We start from the raw sequence: 22,944 nt of genomic DNA, 5'->3' as shown, positions 1-22,944 counted from the left end.
AGATCTGTCCCGCTTTCCCGGTTCGGGGCGTGACTCCGTATGTGGGAGCGAGCGACGTCTGTCGACGATCAGCGACTGGCCGCCAGCACTGCCGCGAGGCCTTCCTGCAGGTCCTTGACGAAATACTCGGGAACTTCCAGCGCCGGGAAATGCCCCCCGGTTTCCGGCGAACTCCATCGGACGATCTGCCGGTACCTCTCCTGTGCCCAGGGGCGTGGGCACTTCTCGATGTCGCGGGGATACATGGTGAGTGCTGACGGCACGTCGACCCGAAGTTCGGGGTCGAGCGAGTTGTGGCTCTCGTAGTAGATGCGGGCCGCCGACGCACCCGTCCGCGTCAGCCAGTACAGGGTGACGTCGTCGAGAACTCGGTCCCTGGAAATCGTCTCGAACGGGCTGTCCTCGGTGTCCGACCACTCGGCGAACTTGTCGAGGATCCAGGCGAGAAGGCCGACCGGTGAGTCGACGAGCGAGTAGCCGATGGTCTGCGGCCGGGTCGCCTGCTGCTTCGCGTAGGCCGCCCGGTGACGCCAGAAGTGGCGGGTTTCCTCGGCCCATCCACGCTCGACCGCCGTCAGCCCGTCCGTCGACAGCCCGGGCGGTCCCTCCGCGAACGTGGTGTGGATACCGAGAACGTGCGCCGGGAACCTGCCGCCGAGAACGGTGGTGATATTGCCTCCCCAGTCGCCGCCATGGGCCAGGAACTCGGCGTAGCCGAGCCTCCCCATCAGCTCCACCCATGCGGCCGCGATCTTTTCGGTTCCCCACCCGGTGGTGGCCGGCTTGTCGCTGTAGCCGAAGCCCGGCAGCGAGGGGGCCACGACGTGGAACGCCGGCGCGTCTGCGTCTTTCGGATCCGCCAGCTCGTCCACCACATCGATGAACCGAGCAACGCTGTCCGGCCAGCCGTGCGTCAGGAGCAGAGGAGTGGCGTCCGCACGCGCGGATCGGCGGTGCAGGAAGTGGATTCCCAGATCATCAATGGTCGTACGGAACTGGCCGATCCCGTTGAGGCGCGCTTCGAACGACCGCCAGTCGTACCCGGTGCGCCAGTAGTTCACGAGCTCGACGAGGTCGGCGAGAGGAACGCCCTGTTCCCAGCGGCGAGGGCCGGGCGCGGCGGGATGGACCGTCTCGGCCTCCGGCAGCCGCGCCGCGGCCAATCGCGCGCGCAGATCGTCGAGGTCGGCGTCAGTCGCGTGGGCTTCACATGCTTGTACGTCGTTGGCTGGACGGGACATGAGACCTCCTGGCCATCGCGGAACCGGCTTAGACGGTTCTAACAGCTCTCCACGGCACGCCGCAACCGGCTAAGGTGGTTCCATGCGTGATGGGTTCCCCGACTTCCGCCTCGGCAGCGTCCTGGCGACCAGCTTCACGGGCACTCTGTCGGAGCGTCATGGCGACGCCGTGGAGCGCATTCCCACCCCGCAGCGACTCGTCGACTGGCTGACCGTGAGCGGACTCGCAGTGGACTCCTGCACCCCGGCCCAGCTCGATCTCGCCCGGGAACTGAGGGAGTCGATTCACGCCGTCGCGACAGCGGCCGTGACCCACGACCCGCTCCCCCCGTCGGCGGTCCAGGTCATCAACGACTGCAGCGCCGAGGGCCGGGCCGCGGCGTTCCTGACACCCGAGGGCAAGCGGCAGTGGCGGCTCAGCTCGGCTTCCCGCGTGGAAGACGCCCTCGGCGTGATCGCCGCCGACGCGATCAGCATCGTCGCGGGCGAACGCGACGGAAGACTGGCCCTGTGTGCATCACCGACCTGCCGAGCGGCCTTCTTCGACACCAGCCAGAGCCGCACCCGGAAATGGTGCGACATGAACACGTGCGGGAATCGCCAGAAGAAGGCGCGCTTCCAGGCCAAACAGCGCAGCCTCGGGTAAGCCGAGTGATCGTCGCCTTGGACATCCGGTCCAGCACGGCGGGGTGCAGGCCGAGGCAGCAGATGCGTCCGCAGAGAGACGGCAATACCGGAAAGGGAGCCATGCAGCGAACGCGACGCGGCCCCCGGCGGTCGGCGCTTTGGCCTCCACCAGCCGCGTGACCTGGGTCGATCCGAGGTCGTTGACTGGGCTATGAAGAAGATCAGCGTGCTTGCCGTGCTCACCATGACCGGACTTGCGCTCGCCACCCCAGCCCACGCCGACAACGACGACAACCCCCGCGGCCACATGAACGTCAGCCACCGAAGCCCTCTCGCCACCGGGCTCTGCAAGGAGGCACTCGCGCTCGTCCCGGTGTTCGCACCCGTCACCGATCAGTCGGTGGACGACGCCTGCAACAACCGCGACCACGCCGGCGACTGACGCGAGCGGTCGAAGTACTCCGGCTCCGTATCCCGCCGCCGGTGGTGGGCAACCTTCCCGCCACCGGCGGCCACTGCCGAGCGACACCACAGGCAGTCGGAGGCGGGAGAACCCCATGCGCAGGAATGCGGCGATCTGGACGGCGGCGGTCGTGAGCGCGGCACTGCTGACGGGATTACTGATGACGGGATCAGTGACGGCGGGTGTGGCGTCGGCCGCGCCGGAGCCCCGGGTCGTGGCCCCGAACGGGGACGATTCGGCGCCCGGTACGCCGGCGCGGCCCCTCACACTCGGCGCCCACCAGAACGAGCACGTCGTGGTCGACGGCGAGCAACTACCCAAGGGCAACTCCCGGGGTCTTGGCGGCACTTGGAACGCCTCTCCGGTTCTCCGCACGGATCCGGCCCCGCTCACGGGCCCGCGCGCGGCCGACGGTTCGCTGCCGTCGGCACCGCACTTCCTGGTGCTGCGGAACGGGGCGAACATCGGCGCCCGGTTCTGATCCGTGCGCCCCGGTGCGGCAGGACGCAGGGCGGATGGATCATGCTTCTCCCATGCCATCCGCGTTTCCCTCCCCCCGCCGCACGTTGATCGGCGCGGCCCAGCAGCGCCCCTGCACCCTCGTCGTCTGCCGGGGCTGCTGCTGCGGCGACCCGCGCAAGCACCCCGGCACCGACCACGTCTGGCAGTTGGACCGGCTGCGCGCCGCGGCTGCCGAGCACGGCTTCCAAGTCCGTACGACCGACTGCCTGGGCCCTTGCGACCAGGCGAACGTCATCGTCGTGCAGCCGTCGGCGGCGGGGCGCCGGGCCGGCGGGCGGGCCACCTGGGTCGGCTTCGCCATGGACGACGACTGCACCGAGGAGCTCATCGGCTGGGCGGCGGCGGGCGGTCCGGGCATCGCCGAGCCGCCAGTGACGCTGGAGCTGCAGTTCATCCAGCCGCCGCGGGACGCACGCGTGCGCAGCCGCCGATGAACCACCCAGTCAATTGTTAATGGGATCCATTTTCATATAGCGTCCTCGGTGCTTGCCCACCGAGGAGGTTTCCCATGGCTGTCCCCAAGCGGAAGATGTCCCGCAGCAACACCCGCCACCGCCGCGCCCAGTGGAAGGCGGCCACCCCGCAGCTCGTACCGCTCACCCTCGACGGCGTGCGCCACCTGGTGCCGCAGCACCTGGTCAAGGCATACGAGCGCGGGCTGCTGCACCCCGAAGGCTGAGCTCGCGATGCCGTACGACGTGCCGTATGGTCGCCTGCCCGTCACCGTTGTGTCCGGCTTCCTGGGGGCGGGCAAGACCACGCTCCTCAACCATGTCCTCGCCAATCGGCAGGGCTTGCGGGTGGCCGTGATCGTCAACGCCATGAGCGAGGTCAAGCCGGCGGCCGGCCATACGATGCGCAGCCACCACCGCCAGGCCTGGCCCTCGTCCCGCCGCGCCTCGACACGATCCCGGTCACGGCGCGGCCGCATCAAAGCACTGAAGGAACAGCACAACCCGGACGACATGTGTCTGCCGTGGGACCTGGCTGCGCTGCTGCAGGCCGCCTACCCCTCCAAGAGGAGCGCCCCTGTGGGTCGACGGTGCCGTGCCCGTCTGTGAAGTGGGCCGCAACGGCCCGGATGCCCTGGCGCCCGGCGTGCGCGAAGGTCGCACCGGAGGATCACCATGACCTCATGTGACCGGCAGCGGCGGCAGGAGCGGGAATGCCGTGGTCTGTCACGCGTTGCCATTCGTGTGAGTTCCCTGATCGCCGCCACCCGCTTCTCCGTCCTCGACCGCTCCCGCATCCGCGAGGGCCACACGGACGCACAGGCGCTGCGCGACACCGTGCGGCTGGCCCAGGAACTGGAGGAGCTCGGCTATCACCGCTTCTGGGTGTCCGAGCATCACGGGGTACCGGGAGTGGCCGGTTCCGCGCCCACCGTGCTGGCCGCCGCCGTCGCGGGCGCCACGCGCACCATCCGGGTCGGCACGGGCGGTGTGATGCTGCCCAACCATCAACCCCTGGTCGTGGCCGAGCAGTTCGGCGTGCTGGAGTCGCTGTTCCCCGGTCGGATCGACATGGGGCTGGGGCGGTCGGTCGGCTTCACGGGTGGGGTGCGCAAGGCGCTGGGGCGGGACAAGGGCGACGCCGAGGACTTCGGGGCACAACTGGAGGAGCTGCTCGGCTGGTTCCGCGGGACCTCCCCGACGGGTGTGCATGCGCGCCCGGCGGAGGGTCTGACCGTGCCGCCGTTCGTGCTGGCCATGGGCGAGGGCGCCGCGGTCGCGGCCCGCGCGGGCCTGCCGATGGTCATCGGCGACCTGCGTAACCGCGAGAAGATGCAGCACGGCATCGACCACTACCGCACCCACTTCCGGCCCTCCCCGTGGGCGAGCGAACCGTACGTCGTCATCTCCGGCACGGTCGCGGTGGCCGCCACGCCCGAGGAGGCGCGGCGGCTGCTGGTCCCGGAGGCGTGGTCGATGGCGTACTCCCGCACTCACGGCACCTTCCCGCCGCTGCCGCCGGCCGAGCGCGTCGAGGGACTGGCCATGACCGACAAGGAGCGCGGGTTCTACGAGTCCGGGCTCGCCGGCCACCTCGCGGGCACCGAGGAACAGGTCGCGCACGAGCTGGAGACGGTGCTCAAGCAGACCGGCGCACAGGAGGTGCTGGTCACCACGAGTACGTACGATCGTGCGGCGCTGGTCGACTCGTACCGGCGCCTCGCCCGGATCACCTCCCAGTAGCGATCACCCGGTGGGCGCAGGAACGGGGCCGGCCTCGACCGTCCGGGAACGATGGCCCGGCTCTACGAAATGGCCCTCAGCCCGCCGCGGGACCGGCGGCGGAGTTGGTCGACGGCCTGGGCCGTCTGTTCGTCCGCCGGCAGGAAGACGACCAACTGCTGGGCGTCCGACGGGAGTTCGAGCAGCTCGCGGGTCAGCCGAAGCTCGTATCCGGACGGGTGGTCGAGGCGGAGGTCCCCGCGCTGCGGCACCACGTGACGGTGCAGGCGGCGCGTGAAGTCGGGGCCGGCGACGGGGGCGAGTTCCGTGCTGAACCACTCGGAACTCTCGACGGACGGTGCCAGCCACAGGTCGAAGGCCTGCTGGTCGGCGATGTCGTCCCAGTCGGCGAAGAACGTCCGGGCGCGCGGGTCGGTGAAGACGTAGCGGGTGAGGTTCGGGGTGTCCGCGTCGAGCAGTCCGGTGCCGCTCATCACCGTCTCGTAGCCGCTGGTGTGGGCGAGGACGTCGCCCAGCCGGTTGGTGACCATGGCGATGCCCGGTTCGAGGAGGCGGAGCGTGTCCAGGACCGTGGAACGGACCTCGCGGCGCGGCGGCGCGGGCTGGGTGTGCGCGACACACGCGCCGCCGGTGATCTTCGCGAGGTAGCGCAGATGGTTGCGCTCGGCCGCATCGAGGCTGAGCGCGTCGGCGAGCGCGTTGACCACCGCAACGGACGGGTTGCGGTCACGGCCCTGCTCCAGGCGGGTGAGGTATTCGACGCTGATGCCAGCCCGCGCGGCGAGATCCAGTCGCCGCAGGCCCGGTGAGCGGCGGCGGCCGTGATTGGGCAGTCCCAGCGATTCGGGCTGGATGCTGTCGCGCTTGGCCCGGATGAAGTCCCCCAACGGTGTCCCCATGGGGCGAGCATAGGCCGCTGCCCGCTGCTCGCGGAGGGCTCAGCCTGGCCCTGCGGGGGCCAGCCTGAGCACGGTCTGGCTGACGTCGCGGCGCAGCGTGATCGTGGTGGGCATGGACAACAAGGAGCAGAGCAAGCACAAGCTGGTGATCATCGTCGGAAGCGTCCGGGACGGACGGTTCGGCCCGGCAGTGGCCTCCTGGGTGGCCGAACAGGCGGGCGCTCACGGAAGTTTCGAGGTGCAGGTCGTCGACCTGGCCGAGATCGACATCCCGTTGGCGCTCCCGGCGGAGTCGCCGAAGTACGCGGGTGACGCCTACCCCCGCCCGGCCGGGATGGCGGCGCTGACCTCGGCTCTGGAGGGCGCCGACGCGTTCGTCGTGGTCACACCCGAGTACAACCACAGCTATCCCGCCTCCCTGAAGGCGGCCATCGACTGGCATTTCACCCAGTGGACGGCCAAGCCCGTCGCCTTCGTCAGCTACGGCGGCGCGGCGGGCGGCCGGCATGCAGTGCTGCACCTGGAGAACGTGCTGACCGAGCTGCACGCGGTGACGATCCGCGACGGTCTCGCCTTCCCGAACTACTTCACCGCCTGGCAGGACGGTCGTCCCCTCGACCCCGACGCCGCCGGGTACGCCAAGACGCTGCTGGAGCAGCTGGCCTGGTGGGCCGGGGCACTCCGCTCGGCCCGCGAGGCCGCGCCCTACCCGGCGTGACCTGGGACGACGCCGCACAGGCGACGCCGACGGCTTAGAATCGCGGCGTTTGTCCGCCGCAGTCGAAGACCCGTCCGGAGTTGCCGTTCATGCCCGACCCACACGACCCCTGCGTCCGCGTCCGCGGCGCCCGCGAGCACAACCTCAAGGGCGTGGACGTCGACATCCCGCGGGACGTGTTGACCGTGTTCACAGGGGTCTCCGGGTCGGGGAAGTCCTCACTCGCCTTCGGCACCATCTACGCCGAGGCCCAGCGCCGCTACTTCGAGTCCGTCGCCCCGTACGCGCGCCGCCTGATCCACCAGGTCGGCGCGCCGAAGGTCGACGAGATCACGGGACTGCCGCCCGCGGTCTCCCTCCAGCAGCGCCGCTCGGCCCCGACGTCCCGCTCGTCGGTCGGCACGGTCACCAACCTGTCGAACTCGCTGCGGATGCTGTTCTCCAGGGCCGGCGACTACCCGCCCGGGGCCGAGCGTCTCGACTCCGACGCCTTCTCCCCCAACACGGCCGCCGGCGCCTGCCCGGAGTGCCACGGGCTGGGCCAGGTCCACCGTACGACCGAGCAGTTGCTGGTCCCGGACCCGTCGCTGTCGATCCGCGAGGGCGCGATCGCCGCCTGGCCGGGCGCCTGGCAGGGCAAGAACCTCCGCGACATCCTCGACGCGCTCGGCCACGACGTGGACCGGCCCTGGCGCGAACTCCCCGCCGACCAGCGCGAATGGATCCTCTTCACCGACGAGCAGCCGGTCGTCACCGTGCACCCGGTACGGGACGCGGACCGCATCCAACGGCCCTACCAGGGCACGTACATGAGCGCCCGCCGCTACGTCATGAAGACCTTCTCCGACTCCAAGAGCCCCACCCTGCGGGCCAAGGCCGAACGCTTCCTGACCAGCGCGCCGTGCCCGGCGTGCGGCGGCAGCAGGCTGCGTGCGGAGGCGCTGGCGGTGACCTTCGCGGGCCGTACGATCGCCGAGCTGGCCGCGCTGCCGCTGACCGACCTCGCGGGCAGTCTGGTGGCGCGCGACGAGACCGCCCGCGTCCTCACCGAGGACCTCACCGCCCGTATCGCGCCGATCCTCGAACTCGGCCTCGGCTACCTCAGCCTGGACCGCTCCACGCCCACCCTCTCGGCGGGCGAGTTGCAACGGCTGCGCCTGGCCACGCAGCTGCGCTCCGGACTGTTCGGTGTCGTCTACGTCCTCGACGAGCCGTCCGCGGGCCTGCACCCGGCGGACACCGAGGCCCTGCTCACGGTCCTGGAGCGACTGAAGTCGTCCGGCAACTCGGTGTTCGTGGTGGAGCACCACCTCGACGTCATGCGCGGCGCCGACTGGCTGGTGGACGTCGGCCCGCTCGCCGGCGAGCACGGCGGCGAGGTGCTGTACAGCGGACCGGTGGCGGACCTCGCCTCGGTCCCCCAGTCCGCGACGGCCCGCTTCCTCTTCGACCGCTCCCCCACCGCCGAACGCCAAGTGCGCACCGCCCGCGGCCAGTTGAAGGTCGGCCCCATCACCCGGCACAACCTGCGCGGGGTGACGGCCGAGTTCCCGCTCGGCGTGTTCACCGCCATCACCGGCGTCTCCGGGTCCGGCAAGTCGACGCTCATCGGCGAGATCACCGAGGACCTGTCGGGCGTGGAACGCCTGGTCTCCGTCGATCAGAAGCCCATCGGCCGCACCCCGCGCTCCAACCTCGCCACCTACACGGGCCTCTTCGACGTCGTACGCAAGGTGTTCGCGGCCACCGAGGAGGCGCAGGCCCGTGGTTACGGCGTCGGCCGCTTTTCCTTCAACGTCGCCGGCGGGCGCTGCGAGACCTGCCAGGGCGAGGGGTTCGTCAGCGTCGAGCTGCTGTTCCTGCCCAGCACGTATGCGCCGTGCCCGGACTGCGGCGGGGGCCGCTACAACCCCGAGACGCTCCAAGTGACGTACCGGGGCCGGAACATCGCGCAGGTGCTGGATCTGACGGTGGAGAGCGCGGCGGAGTTCTTCACGGACACCCCGGCGGTGGCGCGCAGTCTCACCACCCTGCTCGACGTGGGCCTCGGCTATCTGCGCCTGGGCCAGCCCGCCACCGAGCTCTCCGGCGGCGAGGCCCAGCGCATCAAGCTGGCCGGTGAGTTGCAGCGTGGCCGCCGCGCCCACACCCTCTACCTGCTCGACGAGCCGACCACAGGGCTGCACCCGGCGGACGTCGAGGTCCTGATGCGGCAGCTGCACGGTCTCGTCGACGCCGGTCACACGGTGATCGTCGTCGAGCACGACATGTCGGTCGTCGCCGGTGCCGACTGGGTGATCGACCTGGGACCGGGCGGCGGGGACGCGGGCGGGCGGATCGTGGCGGCGGGCACGCCGACGCGGGTGGCGGGCGTGGCGGAGAGCGCTACGGCACCGTATCTGCGACGGGTGCTGCCACCACGGCAGGCGTGAGCGCAGGCACCGAAGCCACTTGCGGCATCACAGGGATGCCAACCAGGCGGCGGTGTCGTCGGGATGCGGGAACCGGACGGTGTGGAGGGGCGCGAAGCGGGGATCGCTCGTACGCCGTGCGATCTCGCTGCGGCGGCCCGCGTGCTGGGACCAGGCCCACCACACCGGGTGTTCCCTGCTCAGCCAGCCCGCCCAGGTCTCCTGGTTGCCGCCGAAGACCCGCTCACGGGTCACCGTGCGCCGCAGGGAGCGGCGCAGGACGCGCGGCATCACGACGCGCCTGCCGTAGTCCAGCCAGAGCACGGTGTCGGCCTGCTCCCAGAGCAGGTCGCGGACCTCCGGGTAGCCGATGCTGTCGATGATCCAGCGGGGTTCGGCCAGGACGCGGGACACCGCCTCGCCCAGCTTCTCGTTGACGGCCCAGTCGGGGCCGACGAAATACAGCGCGTCCATCTCGTGGTAGGGCACGTCCAGACGCGCACTCACGGCCCGCGCGAGCGTGGACTTGCCCGCCCCCGTGACACCCACCACCAGGATCCGCTCCATGCGGGCACTGTAGAGGGCCGACGGGACCTCACCCGGAGTGCATCGGCGGCCACGCACCGACCCAGCAGACCGGGTCACCGCCGTCATTCGTCGGTCAGCAGACCGGCCACCAGGTCGCGCGGCAGGCCGTGGGTGTCGTGGAGGTAGCGGTAGTCCTCCTCGCTCAGCGGGACCTTGAACTGCGGGCGGGACAGGATGCGTTGGCCTCGTTCGAGGAGCTTGGTGAAGCGGTGCTCCTCGTCCAGGAGCAGGGTGCGGACGGTGTCGGTGCGGCAGGGCTGGTGGAAGTGGTTCAGGGTGTGGTCCACGAGTTCCAGGGGCAGGTCCGTCAGGGTGCGCGAGGGGTCGTCGCGGCGCAGTGTGGTGAGGAGACGGCGGACGAGGCGGCGCAGTACATAGCCGCGGCCGGTGTTGGACGGGCGTACACCGTCGCCCAGTACGACGATGCTCGAGCGCAGGTGGTCGCTGACGAGACGGGTGGGGGGCTCGTCCAGGTCCCACAGCGGCGGGAGCATACGCATCCACGGTTCGAACAGGTCCGTGTCGTAGACCGAACGGTGGCCTTGCAGAACGGTCGTGAGGCGTTCCAGGCCCATGCCGGTGTCGATGCCGGGCTGGGGCAGGGGTTCGAGGGTGCCGTCCTCGTTGCGCCGGTAGCGCATGTTGACGTGGTTCCAGATCTCCACCCAGCGCGGGTCGGTGGTGGGGGTGCCCTGGGGCGGGGTGCCTTTCTCGCCGGTCCAGACGAAGATCTCCGAGTCCGGGCCGCAGGGGCCGACCGGGCCGTTGGACCACCAGTTCTCGTCGTCCGTCAGCTCGACGGGCAGTCCCAACTCCCGCCAGGTGCGCAGTGATTCGGTGTCGGGGCCGACCTGGCCGTCGCCACCGAAGACCGTGACGTACAGCCGCTCCTGCGGGATGCCGAATCCGTCGCGCAGCAGCTCGTACCCCCAGCGCAGGCTCTGTGAGTGGCCGTAGTCGCCGAGCGACCACGAGCCGAGCATCTCGAAGACCGTCAGATGGGTGCGGTCGCCGACCTCGTCGAGGTCGGTGGTGCGCAGGCAGCGCTGGACGTTGATCAGGCGCCGTCCCTGGGGATGGGGGCGGCCCAGGAGGTGGGGCGTGAGGGGGTGCATGCCGGAGGTGGTGAACAGCACCGGATCCGTGGGCGGCGGCAGCAGGGAGCTTCCGGTGATGAGGTGGTGGCCGCGTTCACGGTAGAAGTCGGTGAACGTGCGTACGGTCTGGTCGGTGTTCATGGTGGTGCCCATGGCATGTTCCTTCGGGTCGTGGGGGACGGAAGGGACCGCGGGAGCAGCCTGTGAGCCCGGCGAGGCTGCGCAGAGGGGTGACACCACATCCCGGCGGTCCGTTTCCGGCCGCCGGGGAAAGGTGGAGAGGTCAGGCGTCGGCAGCCGGGGAGCTGGTCGCTCGCGCGGCTGCGGTGTGGATACAGCAGGTCCTGACCTTCATGGAAGGAACGCTAACAGGGGGCGGTACGGCCCGTCTTCCGAGTTTCCGGCCCCGCGGTGGGTCACGTGCCGTGCGAGTGGTTAGGGTCTCGTGACATGCGACTGACGGTTCTCGGGGGGTGTGGCGCGTGGCCCACGGCGGTGCAGGCGTGCAGCGGCTATCTCGTCGAGTACGACGGGTTCCGTCTGCTGGTCGATCCCGGCTACGCCACTCTGCCCCGCCTGCTGCACCACCACACCATGGACGCGGTCGACGCCGTGCTGGTCAGCCACGGGCACCCCGACCACTGCGCCGACCTCAATCCCCTGCTCCGGGCCCGCGGACTGAGCGACGATCCTCCGCCGGCCCTGCCGGTGTACGCCCCGCACGGGGCCCTCGACGCGGTGCTGGCCCTCGACAAGCCGCGCATGCTCGCGTCGGCGTACCGCCTGCACGAGTTCGCTCCCGGGGACCGTTTCGCCCTTGGCCCGTTCACCGCCCACACCTGGCTGCTGCCGCACTTCGTGCCCAATGCCGGCATCCGGCTCAGCACCCCGGAGGGCGTGCTCGCCTACACCGGCGACACCGGCCCCAGCGCCGACATCGTGCACCTCGCCGAAGGCGCCGACCTGTTCCTGTCGGAGGCCACCTACGTCCACGAGGTGCCGGCCGCCGATGCGCCCTACCTGCTGACCGCACGGCTGGCCGGGCAGTACGCCCGACAGGCGGGCGCCGCCCGGCTCCTGCTCACCCACCTGTGGCCGGGCACGGATCCCGCGGCCGCACGCGAGGCGGCCGCGGAGTTCTTCGAGCAGCCGGCCGGCCTCGCCACCCCGGACCTGGTCACCGAGATCACCGGGACGGCCTCCTGACTCCGGGCGCTTCAGGAGGGGCCGGGCGGCCGGCGCGAGCCTCTTCGAGGCTTCCGCAGGCGAGGGCTCTGGTCCTATCGTCTGAGCTCGTGATCAGAAACAGCGTTCCGCTGCCACCGACGGTCTATCCGCTCGCCAAGGGGCGCGCGTGGGCCATGCTGGCCGGCTCTCTCGTCTTCGTCGCTCTGGGCATGGTTTTCCTGGTCGCCCACAGCACCCTGAAGATGACTGTGGCGGGGGCGCTGGCCGTGCCCTTCTTCGGACTGTGCTCGGTACTCATCCTCCAGCGCCTGCTGCGCGACCGGCCGGAGCTGGTGCTGGACGACGCGGGAGTGGACCACGTGCGGCTCGGCCGGTTCGGCTGGGACGAGATAGCCGCCGTGCGGATACGCGAGCAGCGGGTACGCACCACCTCGCAGTTGTTCATCGAGCTGGTGCTGCACGACCCCAACGCCTATCTCGCCCGGGCGTCCAAGCTCGTCCGCAGCACCGCGTCCATGAACGCACGACTCGGCTTCGGTCCGGCCGTCCTGGCCACGAACACCCTTCCGGTGCCGCCCGAGGCGGTCCTGGAGGCGATGGGGCGCCACTGCCCCCGGCTGGGCGGCGCGGGCCAGTGAGCGGCGGTCCGGGTGGCTGCCGGGCGCGAGGGCGTCCCGTACGTCGACCTCGGCCACCAGGCCCCGCACCGACACCACCCGCCAGACCGACGCGAGCAGCGAGTCGTCGCCGATGAAGGCGGGCGCCGTGCTGGCCGTACCCCCGGCGATCCGGTAGCGCAGGCATACCGGCTGTACGGGAACGCCCGCGTCGAGGGCGGCCTGGAAGACGGCGCGACGGAAGGTGCCCTGAGCGCGTCCGCACCAGGTGCTGCCCTCGGGGAAGACCCCGACGGCCTGACCGTCGCGCAGCGCGTCCGCGATGCGGGCGACGGTTTCCGGCAGGGCGCGCAGCCGGTTGCGGTCGATGAAAAGGGCGCCGCGGGCCGCGAGCGGGCCGGCCACGGGCCAGTCCCGGATGTCGGACTTGGCGAGCATGCGGGCCGGGCGGACGGCGGCGAGAAGCGGGATGTCCAGCCAGGAGATGTGGTTGGCGACCACGAGCAGGCCGCCGGTGGGCGCGGCGGTGCCGGTGACACGGACCTGGACCCCTGCGGCCCGCACGATCCACCGGCACCACCGCTTCACCAGCCCGGCGGGGATCCTCCCGCCGAGCGGCGACAGCACGACCCCGGCGAGCACCAGGGCCACGACTGCCGCCATCCGCAGCACGGCACGGGGTACGGCCGCGGCGGACCCCCTCGCCTCGATGCACGCCTCGGGGGTGCAGGGCGCGCTGGGTTGCCAGACGCTCATCAGGCCGGCACGAGGGAGAGGAAGTGCCGCAGATAGCGCGGGTTGACCCGGCGCATGGACAGCAGCACATACAGGTCGGCGACCCCGAAGTCCGGGTCGTGGGCGGGCTGTGCGCACACCCAGGCGCCGAGGCGCAGGTAGCCGCGCAGCAGGGCGGGCAGTTCGGCGGAGGCGGCGGCCGGGGTCGCGGCGGCCGGGACCCAGGGCAGCAGCGGCCGTACCCGGTACTCCTCCGGGGCCAGGTACTTGCCCCGTACCTTCTCCCAGGTGGCGGAGGCGAGCGCGCCGCCGTCGGCGAGCGGGACGGAGCAGCAGCCGGCCAGCCACTCGTGGCCGCGGTCCACCATGTAGCGGGCGATGCCGGCCCAGATGAGGCTGATGACGGCGCCGTCGCGGTGGTCGGGGTGGACGCAGGAACGGCCGACCTCGACCAGGCCGGGGCGGATCGAGTCGAGCGCCGTCAGGTCGAACTCGCCCTCGGAGTACAGCCGTCCGGCGACCGCGGCGCGCTCCGGCGGCAGCAGCCGGTAGGTGCCGACGACCTGGCCGGTCGTCTCCTCCCGTACCAGCAGGTGGTCGCAGTACGCGTCGAAGGCGTCGATGTCGTGGCCGGGCTGCGGGGTGGCCAGCAGGGCCCCCATCTCGCCGGCGAAGACCTCGTACCGCAGCCGCTGCGCGGCGCGCACGTCGGCCTCGTCGCGGGCGAGGGACACGGTGTAGCGGGCGGGTGCGGCGGGCTTCGGGGGACGGTCCAGAGTGGTGACGCCGGTCATGGCTCTCTCCAGGTCGGCTGCCGGGGGACGGCGGAGCGGGAGCAGACCGTTGGCGCGTGATCTGCCGCCCCTGTTCTTCCGATGCCGACTGACCTTCGCGTGTCCGGCGCAGAGAGAGCGGGTGTGGGCTTGTTGAACGACTCGCTCAAGGGGTGCCTCATGCGAGACGGGGCCGGGGAGCACCACTCCCGGCCCCGCCCGTCCGCACAATTTCGGCGAACGTTCACTACAGCGCCCCGCAAGGGGCGCGGGGCTGCATCGATATGCGGCTCCGCCGCGCGGGCGCGAGCAACCACGGACCACCGGCAGCCGCCCGACGACCGTCTCCCCTACGGCGCTACCGCGCGACCTTCCGAGTCGCCCGCAGCCACTCCTTGTTCATGCTCGTGATGGACACCAGCGGAATGCCCTTCGGGCAGGCGGTCGCACACTCCCCGGTCAGGGTGCAGCCGCCGAAGCCCTCCTCGTCCATCTGCGCCACCATGTCCAGCACCCGCGTCTCACGCTCGGGCGCACCCTGCGGCAGCACGTTCAGATGGTTGATCTTGGCGGAGGTGAACAGCATCGCCGCCCCGTTCGGGCAGGCCGCCACGCACGCCCCGCAGCCGATGCACTCGGCGTGCTCGAAGGCGAAGTCGGCGTCCGGCTTGGGCACGGGGGTGGCGTGGGCTTCGGGCGCGGAGCCGGTCGGGGCGGTGATGTAGCCGCCGGACTGGATGATCCGGTCGAACGCCGACCGGTCCACCACCAGGTCCTTGATCACCGGGAAGGCGGAGGCCCGCCAGGGCTCGATGTCGATCGTGTCGCCGTCCTGGAAGGACCGCATGTGCAGCTGGCAGGTGGTGGTGCGCTCGGGCCCGTGCGCGTCGCCGTTGATGACGAGCGAGCACGCACCGCAGATGCCCTCGCGGCAGTCGTGGTCGAAGGCGACCGGGTCCTCGCCCTTGAGGATGAGCTCCTCGTTGAGGGTGTCGAGCATCTCCAGGAACGACATGTCGGAGGAGATGCCGTCCACCTCGTACGTGGACATGGCGCCTTCGGCGTCGGCGTTCTGCTGCCGCCAGACGCGCAGGGTGAGCTTCATGCGTAGCTCCGCTGAGTGGGGTGGACGTACTCGAAGACCAGGTCTTCCTTGTGCAGGATCGGGGCCTCGCCGGTGCCGGTGAACTCCCAGGCGGCCGCGTACGCGAACTCGTCGTCCCGCCGGGCGGCTTCACCGTCCGGCGTCTGGGACTCCTCGCGGAAGTGGCCGCCGCAGGACTCCGCCCGGTGCAGCGCGTCCAGGCACATCAGCTCGGCGAGTTCGAGGTAGTCGACGATGCGGTTGGCCTTCTCCAGCGACTGGTTGAACTCCTCACCGGTGCCGGGCACCTTGATGCGCCGCCAGAACTCCTCGCGGATCTGCGGGATGCGCTCCAGCGCCTTGCGCAGACCGGAGTCCGTACGGGCCATCCCGCAGAACTCCCACATGAGTTCCCCCACTTCGCGGTGGAAGGAGTCGGGGGTACGGTCGCCGTCGACCGACAGCAGGAGGTTGAGGCGGTCCTGGGTCTCCGCCAACACCTCCTGGACGACCGGGTGCCGGACGGTGACCGGCTCGTGGTGGGGGTTGCGGGCGAGGTAGTCGTTGATGGTCGCCGGCAGCACGAAGTAGCCGTCGGCCAGGCCCTGCATCAGTGCGGAGGCGCCGAGGCGGTTCGCGCCGTGGTCGGAGAAGTTGGCCTCGCCGATCGCGAACAGGCCCGGGACGGTGGTCTGCAGGTCGTAGTCGACCCACAGTCCGCCCATCGTGTAGTGCACGGCGGGGTAGATCCGCATCGGGACGGTGTACGGGTCCTCGGCGGTGATCCGCGCGTACATGTCGAAGAGGTTGCCGTACTTCTCCTCCACCGCCTTGCGGCCCATCCGCTTGATGGCGTCGGCGAAGTCCAGGTAGACGCCCTGCCCGCCGGGGCCCACTCCCCTGCCCTCGTCGCAGACGTTCTTGGCGGCGCGGGAGGCGATGTCGCGTGGGACCAGGTTGCCGAAGGAGGGGTAGATGCGCTCCAGGTAGTAGTCGCGCTCGTCCTCGGGGATCTTGTTCGGCGGCCGGTCGTCACCCTTGGCCTTGGGCACCCAGATCCGCCCGTCGTTGCGCAGCGACTCGCTCATCAGGGTGAGCTTGGACTGGTGGTCGCCGGTGCGCGGGATGCAGGTGGGGTGGATCTGGGTGAAGCAGGGGTTGGCGAAGTAGGCGCCCCGCCGGTGGGCCCGCCAGATGGCGGTGGCGTTGGAGTTCATGGCGTTCGTCGACAGATAGAAGACGTTGCCGTAGCCGCCGCTCGCCAGGACGACGGCGTCCGCGAAGTAGGTGTCGATGCGGCCGGTGATCAGGTCGCGGGCCACGATGCCGCGCGCCCTGCCGTCGACGACGATCAGGTCGAGCATCTCGGTGCGCGGGTGCATCTCGATGTTGCCTGCGGCGATCTGCCTGCTCAGGGCCTGGTAGGCGCCGAGCAGCAGCTGCTGGCCCGTCTGTCCGCGGGCGTAGAAGGTCCGCGAGACCTGTACGCCGCCGAAGGAGCGGGTGTCGAGCAGGCCGCCGTACTCCCGGGCGAAGGGCACGCCCTGTGCCACGCACTGGTCGATGATCTCCACGGAGATCTGCGCGAGCCGGTGCACGTTCGACTCCCGGGCGCGGAAGTCGCCGCCCTTGACGGTGTCGTAGAAAAGGCGGTGGATGGAGTCGCCGTCGTTGCGGTAGTTCTTGGCGGCGTTGATGCCGCCCTGCGCGGCGATGGAGTGGGCGCGGCGCGGGGAGTCCTGGTAGCAGAACTGGACGACGTGGTAGCCCTGTTCGGCGAGCGTCGCGCCGGCGGAGCCGCCCGCGAGACCTGTGCCCACCACGATCACCGTGTGCTTGCGCCGGTTGGCCGGGTTGACCAGCTTGGCCTCGAAACGGCGCTTGTCCCAGCGCTCGTTGATCGGCCCGGCGGGCGCCTTGGCGTCGACGACCGGCTCACCGGTCGTGTAGTCCACGTACTCAGCGGTCATGTTCAGCTCACCACTCCGGTCATGACGCCCACGGGTACGGCGATGAAACCGGCCGTGAGCAGCAGTGCGAGGACGTTGGCGACGGTCTTGAGCGCGCGGTCGCGGCTGCGGCTGCCGACGCCGAGGGTCTGGGCGGCGCTCCAGAAGCCGTGCCGGATGTGCAGGCCGAGCGCGAGCATCGCGACGATGTAGATGACGTTGCCGTACCAGGTGGAGAAGGTGTCCACGACGTTCTGGTACGGGTGGCCCTCCTGGAAGCCGCCCGAGTGCACGGTGCCGGTGGTCAGGTCCAGGATGTGCCACACGATGAACAGGCCGAGGATGATCCCGCCCCAGCGCATGGTGCGCGTCGCGTAGCTCGCCTTCGCCCTTTTGTGCACGTACTTGCTGGGCCGTGCCTTGATGTCGCGGCGGCTGAGCTGGTACGCGGAGACGGCGTGTGCGACGACGGCGACGATCAGCACCACGCGGACCAGCCACAGCGTCCACTCGTAGTGCATGAACGGCTCGCCCACGGTGCGCAGCCAGTGCGCGTAGTGGTTGAACTCGCCGGCCCCGAAGAAAATCTTCAGATTGCCGATCACATGGGCGACCAGGTACAGCAGCATGATGATGCCGCTGACGGCCATCACCGTCTTCTTGCCGACGGAGCTGTCCCACACCGTGCGCGCCATCGACGGCCGTCGGTCCGTCCGCGTTGCCAGAGCCATGACTCAAGACGCTAGGGCCCAAGGTCCCGATCGGTCCAAGACATGGTCCGGCTTGATTCCATAGGAAGCGGCTATCGTACGAGGATGCAGTTCCAGCAGCTCCAGTACTTCGTGGCGGTCGCCGAGACCCGGCACTTCACCCGGGCCGCGGACCTGGTCCATGTCGCGCAGCCGTCCCTGTCCCAGCAGATCAAGGCGCTGGAGCGAGAGCTCGGGGCCGATCTGTTCCTACGGGCGCGCGGCAACATCACGCTCACCGACGCGGGCGAGGCGCTGCTGCCGCTGGCCCGCCGTATCCTCGCCGACGCGGACACGGCCCGGCACGAGGTGCAGGAGCTGGTGCAGCTGCGCAGCGGCCGGGTCCGGCTGGGCGCGACCCCGAGCCTGTGCACGGGCCTGCTGCCCGACGTCCTGCGCGCCTTCCACGACCGCTACCCCGGCATCCGGCTGCTGATCGAGGAAGGGGGCTCCCACGATCTCGTACGGGAACTCGCCCGCGGCGCCCTCGACCTCGCCCTGGTCGTGCTGCCGCTGCCGACACCGTCCCCGGCGCTCACGACGGTGGAGCTGCTGCGCGAGGACCTGGTGGTGGTGTCGTCCCCGGAGTCGCCCGCACCCGCCGGCCCGGGCCGGCGCACGGTCCGCATCGCCGACCTGGAGAGCGAACCCCTTGTCATGTTCCGGCACGGCTACGACCTGCGCGAACTGACCGTGGCCGCCTGCCGCGCCGAAGGCTTCGAGCCGGACTTCGCGGTGGAGGGCGGTGAGATGGACGCGGTGCTGGGCTTCGTCCGGGCCGGGCTCGGCGTGGCCGTCGTCCCCCGCATGGTCGCCACACGCTCCGGGCGGGGCCTACGGGTCACCCCGCTGGCCCGCCCCGGCCTGCACCGTACGATCGCGCTGGCCCATCGCAGCGATGTGGCTCCGCCACGGGCGGCTCGGGAATTGCAGCGGATGCTGTTGGAGCGGTGAGCAGACGCATCGCAGGGCGATGTCACTGTCGAATGGGGAGTGGACGAGTGGTGCAGACGGCGTTCGACGAGTCCGAGCGGCGGGCGTGGGCGGGGCAGGCCGATGCCTATGCCGCGAGTTTCGCCAAACTCTGCGCGTATCCGGTGCCTTGGCTCCTCGACGCTGCCGGGGTCAGGGAGGGCGTACGGGTGCTCGATGTGGGGACGGGCACGGGCACCGCTGCCGCCGTGGCGTGTGAGTGGGGAGCGAAGGTGACGGCGGTGGATGCCGAACCCGCCATGGTCGCCCTGGCCGCTCGGGCGGCTCCGGACGCCGACGTGCGGCTTGCTGCGCTGCCCGGCTTGCCCTTCGCCGACCATGAGTTCGATGCCGTGGTGGGCAACTTCGTCCTCAACCACGTCGGACGGCCTCGGGAAGCCCTGGCGGAGTTGCGACGGGTGACCCGGCCGGGCGGGCGGATGGCCGTCACCATCTGGCCGGTCCCCCCGGCCCCCGGGCAGGCCCTGCTCGGCAGGGCTGTCGGAGCGGCAGGAGTCACGCGCCCGGCTCACCTGCCGGCTCTTGCTCCCGAAGACGACTTCCTCCGTACGGAAGAGGGCTTCGCCGCGTTGCTCGGTGAGGCAGGTCTGACGGACGTGGTCTGCGAGACCTTGACGTGGGACCACCGGACGACGCTTGAGGAGTGGTGGAGCGGTCCCGCCGCGGGCGTGGCGACGATCGGCCAGATCGTGACGAGTCAGGATCCGGCAGTCGTTGCCGAGATCAAAAGCCACTTCGAGTCGTTGTGCGCGGAGTTTGCCGGTCCGGGCGGTGCACTGGTGCTGCCTCATGCGGCCCTGATGGCCCGTGGCCGGGCTTGACGCCAACGCCAAGAGCCCTGCTGCGTACACCGGGCAGCAGGGCAGGAGGTGTCACCGTTTGACGTTCTGCCAGATGGTCCTGAGGGGCGACAGAGGGTACGGGCCGTCGCTGGGGGGCGTCTGCCAGGTTCGGGTGGTGGGGTGGTCGGGGGTGAAGCGGGGCCAGCCCGGGTCACCGGTGGTGGCGAAGGACGTCCAGGAGGTGCGGATGCTCTCGGACAGGTCCGTGAAGTCGGCGGGTGGCGGGGAGCCGAGGAAGCGGGCGGCCGGGCGGCTCGTGGCGTTTCCGAAGACGAAGGGCACGTCCACGCCGTGCGCTGCGCCGAGTGCGGGACCACGCCAGGCGAAGTCGTAGAGCCAGGTCCGGCCGCCCGCACCGGCATGGGCCTCTGCGACCCAGGTCGTCGGCATCCGGATGAGCGCGTCGGACAGCATCACCGTGAACAGGTCGACGTCGCCGAGGCCGAGACAGACCCGGCGGTAGGCGTCGGCCGCGTCCCTGTCGAGCCCGACCGCTTCGGCGACGACCGCCAGGTCGACTCCTGCCGGGGGCAACGGGCCCTGGCCCCGGTACTCCTCGTGGGTGAACCCGCAGATCAGGTCGACGTCCCGGCCGGAGCCCGACCGCAGTGCCGTCCAGGGCGGACCGGTGACGAGGTCGCCGTCGATGACGGGGGCGAACGCGGTGAACCCTTCACGGCCGCGCAGCGGCTCGTCCTGGACGGCCAGGATGGCCTCGGGCGCCAGCGCGGCGAAGGCTTCCCGGGTGGCCGGGATACCGGCGGCCGCCGCGATCGTGGCGGTGACGGCCGCGGCCTCGGAGGCGGTGCGGATGCCGGACGGGATGCTCTGGGCGATCGCGCGCCGGAACAGGCCCCGTGCCGCCGGTGCGGCCGTGAGCAGGACGGTGGAGGCGGCGCCGGCGGACTGACCGAAGACCGTGACGTTGGCGGGGTCGCCCCCGAAGGCGGCGATGTTGCCCTGCACCCATTCCAGGGCGGCGATCTGGTCGCGCAGCCCGCGGTTGTCCGCGGTGCCGGGCAGATGTCCGAAGCCCTCGAAGCCGACGCGGTAGTTGAAGGTCACCACGACCACCCCGGAACCGGCCAGCGTGCCGGCGTCGTACTGGGGCATGCGGGCAGCGCCGTGCTTCCAGAGGCCGCCGTAGATCCACACCATGACGGGAAGGCCGGTCGTGGCCGGGTCCGGCGTCCATACGTTGACGGTCAGGCAGTCGAGCCCGTCGCCGGGCTGCCACTGGGCCGGTGCCCCTGGGACCGGGGCCAGTTGCGGAGGGGCCGCGCCGAAGGCGACCGCGTCGCGAACGCCGTCCCAGCCGGGCGCCTGCACGGGGGGCTGGAACCTCAACGCGCCTTCCGGGGCGGCGGCGAAGGGAATACCCACAAACCGTACGATCCCGTTCTCGGACACCCCCCGGACGGCCCCCGCAGAGGTCACCGCAACCGGCTCCATACGCCCTTCCTTCACCATCTGTCACTCTCCCCGCGGAGAATCCGCAGGCACCGGCGTGCCCTGGTGGTAGTACATACGCCAGCCCGTCTCCTCGTCCCGTTTGCGCCACAGGGAGCTGCGGCGGGCCCGTCGGCCGTCGAAGACGGTCTCGAACGTGAGGTGCACCAGGCCCGGGGCGAGCAGGACCCCCTTGATGTCCGAGGGCTCGTAGCGCGGGCCGTGCGCGGAACTGCCCGGCTTGTCGGGCAGCCCCGCGACCGTCTCCTCGTAGGTGTAGCGCCGGCCCGAGGCGCCCACCTCCACGAACTCGGGGTCGATCAGACGGGCGCCTTCGGCGGAGGAGCGGACGGCGGGATCCATCAGGCGCAGTTCGCCCGCGATCGCCTGGTTCACTGCGTCGGTTTCATCGTTCACCCACGCATCCTCGCCCCCGAACCCGGCGCGTGTGCAACCGGGTTGCACGGCCGCCGGGGTACAGGTGGCTATGGGAGCGGTGAGCTCATGCAAGCGAGCGGCCGACTGTCGGTGGGTCCGCCTAGCATGGGGTTTCAGGGACGGGGGGACTGAAGATGCGATGGATGCGGCGGGGGGCCGTGGTGAGTGCGGTCCTGTTCGGGCTGGTGCTCTCGGGGTGTGCGAAGGGGGGAGACACGTCGTCCGACGAGTCGTCGGGGGCGGCCAGCACGGACTCGGCCCTGCGCACGCCGGTGTCGGGTCCGTGGCGCACGTGGACGGCGTCCGTCTCCGCTCAGGAGGTCGCGGGAACCTGTGCCGCGACGGCCCATCAGGTCGTGTGCGGCACCGGCTCGGGCGGAATCGTGGGCCGGTCCCGTGCCGGCGGCGCGGTCACCTGGACGGTCCCCGGACCCGGCAAGGGCCGCAGCGACAACCTCGTCGTCGACGCGGCCGACGAACGGGCCGTGACCGGCGTGGGCCGTGTCCTGCGCACGGCGAACCTGCGCACCGGCAAGGCGGCCTGGACCCACCGACTGGTCGCGGACCGCGCCTATTTCGGCATCCGCGCGGCGAGCGGGACCGTCTATGCCCTCGACGCGTCGTCCCGGACACGGGGCGACGTCGTCCTGACCGCGTTCCGCGCGTCCGACGGCAGGGCCCTGTGGCACCACGCCGTGGACGCCGACCCGACAGCGGGCATCGCGGCCTTCGGCGGCCGGGTCTACGTCACCGACGGCACCCGGGTCACGGCTCGCTCCGCCGCTTCCGGAGCCGCTCTCGCGACCAGCCCCCAGGGCACCGAGTGCCCCGAACTCCTGTCCGCCGGGCGCTACTTGGTGTGCACCGGCAGCCCGTTCTCCGCCGGAGACGTCTTTCCCCCGGTGCGGCGCCTGGACCCGGCCACACTCGAGCCGCTGCCGACGGCCCGGGACAGCGGCCGGCTTCCGGCCCGGGGACTCATCTCCGACGACGGCGTCCTGATGCTGTTCGAGACCAGCGCGGAGGATCCGGGCGCCGGCGACTGGAACGCCTACGACCTCCTCCACGGGCGCAAGTTGTGGAGCTACTCCACGAGCACCCGGGAAGGCGCCCTGGCCGGCGGACGGTTCGTGACCTTCACGCCCGAGTACGACCGGTCCACGCGGGGCCGTCTGATATCGATCGACCTGCACGCCGGCCCGCAGGGCACCGGAACGGCCGCGGCCCGCATGTCCGCGGCGTACTCGCAGACCAGAGGCGGCGAACACCCCGTGGTCCTCGCGCCGGGCGGGGACACGGGCCACGTCGTCGTCATGGCCCGTACCCACGGTTCCCTGCGCTCGCTGCCGCTGCCCTAGGACCGGGG

General features: G+C 71.0%; 23 protein-coding genes and 2 pseudogenes. 14 read left to right on the top strand and 11 right to left on the bottom strand.

From position 1 onward, the window contains the following. Window positions 1-68: 68 nt before the first annotated feature. Complete coding sequence (locus tag ABD355_RS14910) at window positions 69-1,241, bottom strand: epoxide hydrolase family protein (protein WP_344400747.1); 1,173 nt, start codon at window positions 1,239-1,241, stop codon at window positions 69-71. Between the two features lie 82 nt (window positions 1,242-1,323). Here ABD355_RS14910 and ABD355_RS14905 point away from each other — a divergent pair, with 82 nt between their 5' ends. From ABD355_RS14905 to ABD355_RS14875, 7 genes and pseudogenes are all read left to right on the top strand, one after another. Then, the gene (locus ABD355_RS14905; RefSeq protein ID WP_344400746.1) at window positions 1,324-1,887 is read left to right on the top strand and encodes a CGNR zinc finger domain-containing protein; all 564 of its coding nucleotides are present in this window, start codon (window positions 1,324-1,326) and stop codon (window positions 1,885-1,887) included. Window positions 1,888-2,079: 192 nt separating this feature from the next. Beyond that, the gene (locus ABD355_RS14900) at window positions 2,080-2,310 is read left to right on the top strand and encodes a hypothetical protein (protein ID WP_344400745.1); all 231 of its coding nucleotides are present in this window, start codon (window positions 2,080-2,082) and stop codon (window positions 2,308-2,310) included. 115 nt (window positions 2,311-2,425) lie between these two features. Beyond that, the gene (locus tag ABD355_RS14895; protein WP_344400744.1) at window positions 2,426-2,812 is read left to right on the top strand and encodes a hypothetical protein; all 387 of its coding nucleotides are present in this window, start codon (window positions 2,426-2,428) and stop codon (window positions 2,810-2,812) included. A 52-nt stretch (window positions 2,813-2,864) separates the two neighbouring features. Further along, a complete protein-coding gene (locus ABD355_RS14890) occupies window positions 2,865-3,287 on the top strand; it encodes a (2Fe-2S) ferredoxin domain-containing protein (protein WP_344400743.1) in 423 nt (140 codons plus the stop codon). Between the two features lie 74 nt (window positions 3,288-3,361). Continuing rightward, a complete protein-coding gene (rpmF, locus tag ABD355_RS14885; RefSeq protein ID WP_344400742.1) occupies window positions 3,362-3,532 on the top strand; it encodes a 50S ribosomal protein L32 in 171 nt (56 codons plus the stop codon). Between the two features lie 7 nt (window positions 3,533-3,539). Next, window positions 3,540-3,686 (top strand): annotated as a pseudogene (locus ABD355_RS14880) (GTP-binding protein); the annotation flags it as partial. A 363-nt stretch (window positions 3,687-4,049) separates the two neighbouring features. After that, on the top strand, window positions 4,050-5,048 hold the full coding sequence (locus ABD355_RS14875; protein WP_344400741.1) for an LLM class flavin-dependent oxidoreductase: 999 nt from the start codon (window positions 4,050-4,052) through the stop codon (window positions 5,046-5,048). A gap of 62 nt (window positions 5,049-5,110) precedes the next feature. On the opposite strand, the gene ABD355_RS14870 is transcribed toward ABD355_RS14875, so the two are convergent. Beyond that, window positions 5,111-5,947: a helix-turn-helix domain-containing protein gene (locus ABD355_RS14870; RefSeq protein ID WP_344400740.1), complete on the bottom strand. Its 837-nt coding sequence runs from the start codon at window positions 5,945-5,947 to the stop codon at window positions 5,111-5,113. A gap of 112 nt (window positions 5,948-6,059) precedes the next feature. On the opposite strand from ABD355_RS14870, the gene ABD355_RS14865 reads away from it, so the two are divergent. Together ABD355_RS14865 and ABD355_RS14860 are read left to right on the top strand one after the other, a co-directional pair. Further along, window positions 6,060-6,665 carry an NADPH-dependent FMN reductase gene (locus ABD355_RS14865; protein ID WP_344400739.1) on the top strand — a complete coding sequence of 202 codons (606 nt, stop codon included), beginning with the start codon at window positions 6,060-6,062 and terminating at the stop codon, window positions 6,663-6,665. Between the two features lie 89 nt (window positions 6,666-6,754). Continuing rightward, on the top strand, window positions 6,755-9,097 hold the full coding sequence (locus ABD355_RS14860) for an ATP-binding cassette domain-containing protein (RefSeq protein WP_344400738.1): 2,343 nt from the start codon (window positions 6,755-6,757) through the stop codon (window positions 9,095-9,097). Window positions 9,098-9,124: 27 nt separating this feature from the next. Here ABD355_RS14860 and ABD355_RS14855 read toward each other — a convergent pair whose 3' ends face one another. Together ABD355_RS14855 and ABD355_RS14850 are read right to left on the bottom strand one after the other, a co-directional pair. Beyond that, window positions 9,125-9,643: an AAA family ATPase gene (locus tag ABD355_RS14855; protein ID WP_344400737.1), complete on the bottom strand. Its 519-nt coding sequence runs from the start codon at window positions 9,641-9,643 to the stop codon at window positions 9,125-9,127. A gap of 83 nt (window positions 9,644-9,726) precedes the next feature. Continuing rightward, entirely contained in the window at window positions 9,727-10,902 is a 1,176-nt protein-coding gene (locus tag ABD355_RS14850; RefSeq protein WP_344401220.1) for an alanine--tRNA ligase-related protein, read from the bottom strand. A 309-nt stretch (window positions 10,903-11,211) separates the two neighbouring features. On the opposite strand from ABD355_RS14850, the gene ABD355_RS14845 reads away from it, so the two are divergent. Together ABD355_RS14845 and ABD355_RS44685 are read left to right on the top strand one after the other, a co-directional pair. Then, window positions 11,212-11,967 carry an MBL fold metallo-hydrolase gene (locus ABD355_RS14845; RefSeq protein ID WP_344400735.1) on the top strand — a complete coding sequence of 252 codons (756 nt, stop codon included), beginning with the start codon at window positions 11,212-11,214 and terminating at the stop codon, window positions 11,965-11,967. Between the two features lie 155 nt (window positions 11,968-12,122). After that, window positions 12,123-12,587, top strand: a complete 465-nt coding sequence (locus tag ABD355_RS44685; protein WP_425585750.1) for an STM3941 family protein — start codon at window positions 12,123-12,125, stop codon at window positions 12,585-12,587. Here the strand turns inward: ABD355_RS44685 and ABD355_RS14840 are convergent. The 5 genes and pseudogenes from ABD355_RS14840 to ABD355_RS14820 all read right to left on the bottom strand — a co-directional run. Next, window positions 12,561-13,322: pseudogene (locus ABD355_RS14840) on the bottom strand (lysophospholipid acyltransferase family protein); the annotation flags it as partial. The gene ABD355_RS44685 and the pseudogene ABD355_RS14840 overlap by 27 nt on opposite strands. After that, window positions 13,322-14,095, bottom strand: coding sequence for a GNAT family N-acetyltransferase (locus ABD355_RS14835; protein WP_344400734.1), 774 nt, complete (start codon window positions 14,093-14,095; stop codon window positions 13,322-13,324). The pseudogene ABD355_RS14840 and the gene ABD355_RS14835, both read right to left, overlap by 1 nt. A 337-nt stretch (window positions 14,096-14,432) precedes the next feature. Next, window positions 14,433-15,179, bottom strand: a complete 747-nt coding sequence (locus ABD355_RS14830; RefSeq protein WP_344400733.1) for a succinate dehydrogenase/fumarate reductase iron-sulfur subunit — start codon at window positions 15,177-15,179, stop codon at window positions 14,433-14,435. Continuing rightward, window positions 15,176-17,128: a fumarate reductase/succinate dehydrogenase flavoprotein subunit gene (locus tag ABD355_RS14825; RefSeq protein ID WP_344400732.1), complete on the bottom strand. Its 1,953-nt coding sequence runs from the start codon at window positions 17,126-17,128 to the stop codon at window positions 15,176-15,178. The genes ABD355_RS14830 and ABD355_RS14825 overlap by 4 nt, the downstream gene beginning before the upstream one ends. Window positions 17,129-17,130: 2 nt before the next feature. Further along, window positions 17,131-17,802: a succinate dehydrogenase gene (locus ABD355_RS14820; protein WP_344401219.1), complete on the bottom strand. Its 672-nt coding sequence runs from the start codon at window positions 17,800-17,802 to the stop codon at window positions 17,131-17,133. A gap of 120 nt (window positions 17,803-17,922) precedes the next feature. Between ABD355_RS14820 and ABD355_RS14815 the strand changes: the two genes are divergently transcribed. Both ABD355_RS14815 and ABD355_RS14810 read left to right on the top strand, forming a co-directional pair. Continuing rightward, window positions 17,923-18,810 (top strand): LysR family transcriptional regulator, encoded by an 888-nt coding sequence (locus tag ABD355_RS14815; protein ID WP_123969158.1) that lies wholly within the window; start codon window positions 17,923-17,925, stop codon window positions 18,808-18,810. 32 nt (window positions 18,811-18,842) lie between these two features. Then, the gene (locus ABD355_RS14810; protein ID WP_425585737.1) at window positions 18,843-19,670 is read left to right on the top strand and encodes a methyltransferase domain-containing protein; all 828 of its coding nucleotides are present in this window, start codon (window positions 18,843-18,845) and stop codon (window positions 19,668-19,670) included. Between the two features lie 51 nt (window positions 19,671-19,721). On the opposite strand, the gene ABD355_RS14805 is transcribed toward ABD355_RS14810, so the two are convergent. After that, window positions 19,722-21,143, bottom strand: coding sequence for a carboxylesterase/lipase family protein (locus tag ABD355_RS14805; protein WP_344400730.1), 1,422 nt, complete (start codon window positions 21,141-21,143; stop codon window positions 19,722-19,724). Window positions 21,144-21,164: 21 nt separating this feature from the next. Next, window positions 21,165-21,503 (bottom strand): nuclear transport factor 2 family protein, encoded by a 339-nt coding sequence (locus ABD355_RS14800; protein WP_425585749.1) that lies wholly within the window; start codon window positions 21,501-21,503, stop codon window positions 21,165-21,167. 218 nt (window positions 21,504-21,721) lie between these two features. Between ABD355_RS14800 and ABD355_RS14795 the strand changes: the two genes are divergently transcribed. After that, window positions 21,722-22,936 (top strand): outer membrane protein assembly factor BamB family protein, encoded by a 1,215-nt coding sequence (locus ABD355_RS14795; protein WP_344400727.1) that lies wholly within the window; start codon window positions 21,722-21,724, stop codon window positions 22,934-22,936. Window positions 22,937-22,944: the final 8 nt, after the last annotated feature.

This window comes from Streptomyces longisporus (genome assembly GCF_039532765.1).
Classification (GTDB): Bacteria; Actinomycetota; Actinomycetes; order Streptomycetales; family Streptomycetaceae; genus Streptomyces; species Streptomyces longisporus.
This window is presented reverse-complemented; position numbering and strand designations above follow the sequence as displayed.